The sequence below is a fragment of the Kaistella yonginensis genome (assembly GCF_030409525.1).
GTDB classification, from domain to species: domain Bacteria; phylum Bacteroidota; class Bacteroidia; order Flavobacteriales; family Weeksellaceae; genus Kaistella; species Kaistella yonginensis.
Window position 1 is genome coordinate 1 of sequence record NZ_JAUFQB010000041.1, and the last position, 6,028, is coordinate 6,028.

Annotated in this window: 6 protein-coding genes; 5 read left to right on the forward strand and 1 reads right to left on the reverse strand. The window is 35.6% G+C overall.

Translation table 11 applies throughout. From position 1 onward, the window contains the following. The first annotated feature begins 191 nt into the window (after nt 1-191). From QWY78_RS09355 to QWY78_RS09370, 4 genes are all read left to right on the forward strand, one after another. The gene (locus tag QWY78_RS09355; RefSeq protein ID WP_290219152.1) at nt 192-539 is read left to right on the forward strand and encodes a hypothetical protein; all 348 of its coding nucleotides are present in this window, start codon (nt 192-194) and stop codon (nt 537-539) included. A gap of 51 nt (nt 540-590) precedes the next feature. Beyond that, nucleotides 591-1,160 carry an NfeD family protein gene (locus QWY78_RS09360; protein WP_290219155.1) on the forward strand — a complete coding sequence of 190 codons (570 nt, stop codon included), beginning with the start codon at nt 591-593 and terminating at the stop codon, nt 1,158-1,160. A gap of 15 nt (nt 1,161-1,175) precedes the next feature. Further along, entirely contained in the window at nt 1,176-2,759 is a 1,584-nt protein-coding gene (locus tag QWY78_RS09365) for a flotillin family protein (protein WP_290219157.1), read from the forward strand. 132 nt (nt 2,760-2,891) lie between these two features. Continuing rightward, the gene (locus QWY78_RS09370; protein WP_290219159.1) at nt 2,892-3,764 is read left to right on the forward strand and encodes a polysaccharide deacetylase family protein; all 873 of its coding nucleotides are present in this window, start codon (nt 2,892-2,894) and stop codon (nt 3,762-3,764) included. Between the two features lie 122 nt (nt 3,765-3,886). Here the strand turns inward: QWY78_RS09370 and QWY78_RS09375 are convergent, their stop codons facing one another. Further along, nucleotides 3,887-4,720, reverse strand: coding sequence for a CvfB family protein (locus tag QWY78_RS09375; RefSeq protein ID WP_290219161.1), 834 nt, complete (start codon nt 4,718-4,720; stop codon nt 3,887-3,889). A 101-nt stretch (nt 4,721-4,821) separates the two neighbouring features. On the opposite strand from QWY78_RS09375, the gene QWY78_RS09380 reads away from it, so the two are divergent. Then, a complete protein-coding gene (locus tag QWY78_RS09380) occupies nt 4,822-5,829 on the forward strand; it encodes a catalase family protein (RefSeq protein WP_290219164.1) in 1,008 nt (335 codons plus the stop codon). The last annotated feature ends 199 nt before the right edge of the window (nt 5,830-6,028 follow it).

Below are 6,028 nucleotides of genomic sequence, written 5' to 3' on the forward strand. Positions count from 1 at the left end.
ATGAGATTGTTCATGTATTTAAGTGATTGGTAGTCAGGTAAATATACGATTTTTTAATCAAATGAACAATCTTTTTTCCTATATTTCTAAATGCACAACGGGTTATGGAAGACTATTTTATAGGTAAACCACTCAAAATTTATTCACCGCACTGAAAACATTTTCTTATATTTGAGTATCAAATGATTCTTATGCAAAACTGTCTGGAATGTGGCGATACAATTATCGGTAGAAGCGATAAGAAATTCTGCAATGACGGCTGCAGAAATGCCTACAATAACAAGCACAACAAAGATTCGTCTAACCTGATGCGCAATATTAACAATAAACTACGCAAAAACCATCGGGTGCTTTCAGAACAAAAATACACCGAAGGCAAAGCCAAAACGACCAGAAACAAATTGCGCTCTGATGGTTTTGATTTTGAATATTTCACCAACCTAAAAGTATATAAAAATGGGGCGGAGTACCGATTTGTATATGACATTGGTTACAAGCTGCTGGAAGAAGATTGGATATTGTTGGTTCGGAAAGAATAATTGATAAAATGTAAGCAACTTTTCTCTATATTCGCAATAGATATTTATATTATGATTCCAGAATTCTTTTCTGAGATGCCGGCTTTGCAACAAGCGTTCTGGTATCTCGCTTTTTTCGCCAGTTTAATTTTCATTTTTCAAACCATTATGACTTTTTTAGGCACCGATGCTTCTGCTGATTTGGATGCAGACTTCGACGGTGATTTTCATAATGTAGAAGCCCCTTTTGAACTTTTCTCGTTCAGAAATTTAATCAATTTCTTACTCGGATTTGGGTGGACAGGTGTGGCATTTTACGGCAAAATGAACGAAGCTGTTTTGGTTGTAGTAGCTTTTGCAGTGGGCATTATTTTCGTGGGAATCTTCTTTTTCATTATTAAACAGATTCTTAAATTACAGGAAGACAATACCTTTAATTTGAATAATGCGGTAGGAAAAACGGCGCAGGTTTATATTAATATTCCAGCACATAAATCAGGTTCAGGAAAGGTACAGTTAAGTGTTAAAGGCAGTTTCCACGAATTAGAAGCCTTTACGGAAGATGCCGAAAAAATTAATTCTGGCGAAACGGTAAGAATCGTAAGAATCGAAAATCAAGTTTTATTTGTAGAAAAAATTTAATAAAAATAGTAATTAATGGAAGGATTTATTCTTATTGGTATCGGCTCATTTGTAGTGTTCGTTACCGTTCTGGCGCTTATTTCGAGGTACAAAAGATGTCCCTCCGATAAAATTCTAGTGGTATACGGAAAAACCGGCGGGCAGTCCGCAAAATGTATTCATGGTGGTGGTGCTTTTATCTGGCCGGTGATTCAGGATTATGCCTATCTCGACCTAAAACCAATTTCAATTGAAGCCAACTTAACCAATGCGCTTTCAAAACAAAATATTAGAGTTGATGTTCCCTGTCGATTTACCATTGCGATTTCTACCGAACCAGATTCTATGGGAAATGCGGCGGAAAGACTTTTGGGTTTATCTACAGAGCAAATTCAGGAATTATCAAAAGATATTCTTTTCGGACAATTGCGTTTGGTGGTAGCCATGATGACCATTGAAGAAATTAACTCTGACCGCGATAAATTCTTAGAAAATATTGCCAAGAATGTCGATACTGAATTGAAAAAGATTGGTTTAAAACTCATTAACGTAAACGTTACCGATATTAAAGATGAGTCTGGCTACATTGAAGCTCTAGGAAAAGAAGCAGCAGCAAAAGCGATTAACGAAGCTAAAATTTCGGTTGCAGAACAGGAAAAAATTGGAGAAACTGGGAAAGCGATTGCTGATAGAGAACGGGAAACCCAGATAGCAGAAACACACCGAGACCGCGATGTGAAAATTGCCATCACCAATAAAGACCGTGAAGTAAGCATCGCATCGGCCGCAAAAGACGAAGAAATTGGAAAAGCAGAAGCAGCAAAAGAATCCAGAGTAGCCACTTCTCAAGCGAACTCCATGGCGGTAAAAGGGGAAAACGAAGCGAAAATTACCATCGCACAATCTGATGCTTTGCGTCGTGAAAAAGAAGCCGAAGCCAGCAAATTAGCGATGACCGCAGAGAAAGTTCAGGCCGCCAAAGCATTAGAAGAATCGTATGTGGCCGAACAATTGGCAGAGAAAGCCAGAGCGGAAAGAGAACGGGCTACGCAAAATGCAAATGTTGTAATTCCAGCTGAAATTGCAAAACAGAAACAAATTATTGAAGCAGAAGCCGACGCAGAAAAAATTCGTTTAAATGCCAAAGGAGAAGCCGATGCAATTTTCGCAAAGATGGACGCAGAAGCGAAAGGTTTATATGAAATATTGACCAAACAAGCAGAAGGTTACGACAAAATTGTACAAGCAGCAGGCGGCGACACCAACAGCGCATTCCAATTGCTATTGATTGAGAAGTTACCAGAATTGGTGAAAACCCAAGTGGAAGCAGTGAAAAACATTAAAATCGATAAAATTACGGTTTGGGATGGTGGAAACAATATCGATGGGAATACTTCGACTGCAAATTTTGTGGCTGGCATGATGAAATCGGTGCCGCCTTTGAATGACTTATTTAATATGGCTGGTCTGAATTTACCAACTTATTTAAAAGGTGAAGAACCAAAGGAAGCAACTATTATTAAAGAGGAAAAGAAAGTTTTCTATCCTAAAAAAAAGGAACCAAAAGAAAATCCTGAAATTAAAAAAGATGATTCTTCAGAAGAACCTTCTAACAGTTAAAATAAAAGAAGCCGCCTCAGCATTGAGACGGCTTCTTTTATTTTGACCAGTTTTAAAGTTTAACAAATCTCGGCATCAATTTTGTTAATAATTTTTAACAATAATTAACATAATTTAACACTTTTGTTTACAATGAAAAATTTCTTTGCGAAGGAGCCAAAAACAAAAATCGTTTGGGGTTTAGCAGTTTTAATCGGTACTGTAATTTCTTACCATTTTTTGAAAAATACAACAGAACAACCAAAGATTACCGAAAAGATTCAACCAGAAAAAATAGTAAAGAAAACCCTCGCCAAGGAACCTTTAGAAATTTTGGAGCAAACCGTAGATCTCCGCAGATCTCTATATATTACTTTTGATGATGGACCGAATAATGGCACGGAAAATTTAATAGAAATAATTGATGAGGCCAAAATTCCCGTAACCAGTTTCATCGTAGCAAAACACGTGAAAGGCAGTGAAAATCAGAAAAAACGCTACAAAAGATTAGAACAAGACACACTTTTTGAAATTGCCAATCACAGTTATTCTCACGCAAAAAACCAATACAGTGCATTTTATAAAAATCCCGAAAATGTAGTGCAAGACTTCAAAAATGCACAGGATAGTTTGAAGTTGAAAACCAACATCGTGCGAACTCCTGGGAGAAATATCTGGCGAATGAAAAACGTGAACAGCACCGATATAAAATCTTCTAAACTTGCTGCAGACCAATTATATAAAGAAAACTACAAAGTAGTTGGCTGGGATTTAGAATGGCGAGCAACCAAAAAAATGACCTTGAGAGACGACCACAAAATAATGCTCAAAAGAATCGACAGTTTGTTTTTCAACAATCTGGAGAAAACGCCACGACATTTGGTAATTCTTACCCATGATCAATATTTGAGAGATGAAAATTCTGTACAAGAATTAAAATTCTTAATTGCAAGTTTGAAGAAATCAAAAAGATTTCAGTTCAAAAAGATTTCGGAATATCCTGAAATAGAGGGGATTTTAGATTAGGAATTACCCACAAAACTTCTGTGATAGATGTTAGATGTTAGAATGGGAATCATCAAAATATTAAATTCAAGAAAAGAGCAGAAATTTCTGCTCTTTTATATTTGAAGTGAATTCTGAAGAAACTAATCTTCCTTAATCAATCGGATTTTATCTTCCAGAATTTCAATTTTTTTATCTCGATATAAACCGCCAATGGCTTTCTTAAAATTCTTTTTGCTCATTTGCAATTCATCTTTGATTTCCTCTGGTGTAGATTGATCGGAAAGATAGATCAAACCGTAATTCAATTCTAATTTATCGATAATCATTTTCTGGAATTCATCTATATTTTCGTACCCTTCTGGCTGTAGAGAAACATCGATTTTTCCGTCTTCGCGAATGGTTTTGATATATCCTATTTCTTCCGATAAAGGGAACAATCTTTTATATACATCCGAGGTATAAATTAAGCCCACATATTTTTTATTGACAATAACATTCCAACCCAGCTCACTCTCGCCGGCTATGATCAGGTTTACTTTTTCTCCCCTTGCAAATGGCAAGTTTTCATAATGCGGATTTTTCTTATAGCGGGTTGATCCGGTGACTAATCCTAAAATATCATCAATATAAACTTGAACCAAATACCTTTTCCCTTCTAGGATTTTTGCGCGTTGTTGTTTGTACGGAACAAATAAATCTTTAATAATTCCCCAGTCCATAAAAGCACCTGCTGGTAAACTTTGCACACAGGTCATCACGGCAAACTCTCCTACTTCAGCGTTGGCTTTTTCAGTGGTCGCTTTTAATTTATCATCATCCTGATAAACGAAAACTTCCATTTCATCGCCGACTTCCGCATCTTCAGAGGCGAAAATTTTCGGTAGAAATGCTCTTACACCTTCTTCATCCTCCAGAAATAATCCTGAATAATTTTTTTCGGCAATTTTTAAAGTCTGAGTTTTTCCAAGGTTCATAATGAATGATAACTAAAAGTGAATATTTCTAAGGTGCAAAGATAAGGTATTTTCTTACCAATTTTCAGGAATGGTTGTTGCTAGTTCAAAAGAAAAGTTTCATGAAAACGCTTCTTAAATACACCTCAGACTTAGACCAACTTTCTACCACCGAAGAAAATGATTTAGCAAAAGCGATTCGATCAGTAGAAAAATTTATAGAAAGTTCCTCTAAAATTAGCGACGTAAATTATGCAACACGCGATGCACACGCAAAAACGTACGCGACTGCAAAAGGAACCTTAACCCTATCCAATAATTTACCCGAATTTATAACCGAGCTATTTGACCAAAAGCAGTATGAGCTTTTGGCGCGATTTTCTAACGGTAATTTAGTCATCAATAAAAAAGGCAGAGATGCTCCACTATACGGATTTTCTTTAAAAATTAAAAATATAAAAGGTCATGAGGCTAATTTTCCGCTGGTGAATTTCCCTTTGTTCCCAACGAATTCTCCCTCTGTGTTTTTAAATTTCTTCCGTGCTGTAAATACTTTTTTAGTTACAAAAAAAGATAATTTCCTGGTTGCAGTTTTGGATGTACCTTCTTTAATTAAAAATGGTTTTTTCTTGTTCTCATCCATGTTTTCTACTGATTTTTTAAGGGAAATTTTCAATTTCATACCAAAGCGAAATCAATTTTTCTTCTCCTTTAATTATGATGGAATTGGCTGTTATCGGCTGGGCAATTACATCATGAAGATTGGCTTGAAACCGATAAGAAATCTGGCAGATATTGGTAAAAACGCTTCTCAAAAAGAGTCGATTACTGAATTCATTTCTCTTCAGGATTCTAATTTTATATTGACTGTTCAATTCTGTGAAAATTTGAAAGATCAACCTGTGAACGATTTAATGAAAACCTGGAAAAATGCTCCTGAATATGATTTGGGAAAAATCACAATTCCACAGGATTCCTGCATCGATTCTACGGATCCTACCATTGAAAATCTGAATTTCAATCCCTTTGAAAATGCTGAATATCTACAGCCTGTTGGGAAAATGCAACAAATAAGGAAGAACATTTACGAAGCTTCTGTTGCCACAAGAAATCGATTGAACGGACAATAAATAATGGGAATAAAAAAAGAGAAACCGAAACTTCTCTTTATTGATATCATCATACTTGCTTTTTATTTTTACTTAATGCGTCGAATAAAATCAATTAATTTAACCCGTTGTGCATTTAGAAATATAGGAAAAAAGATTGTTCATTTGATTAAAAAATCGTATATTTACCTGACTACCAATCACTTAAATACATGAACAA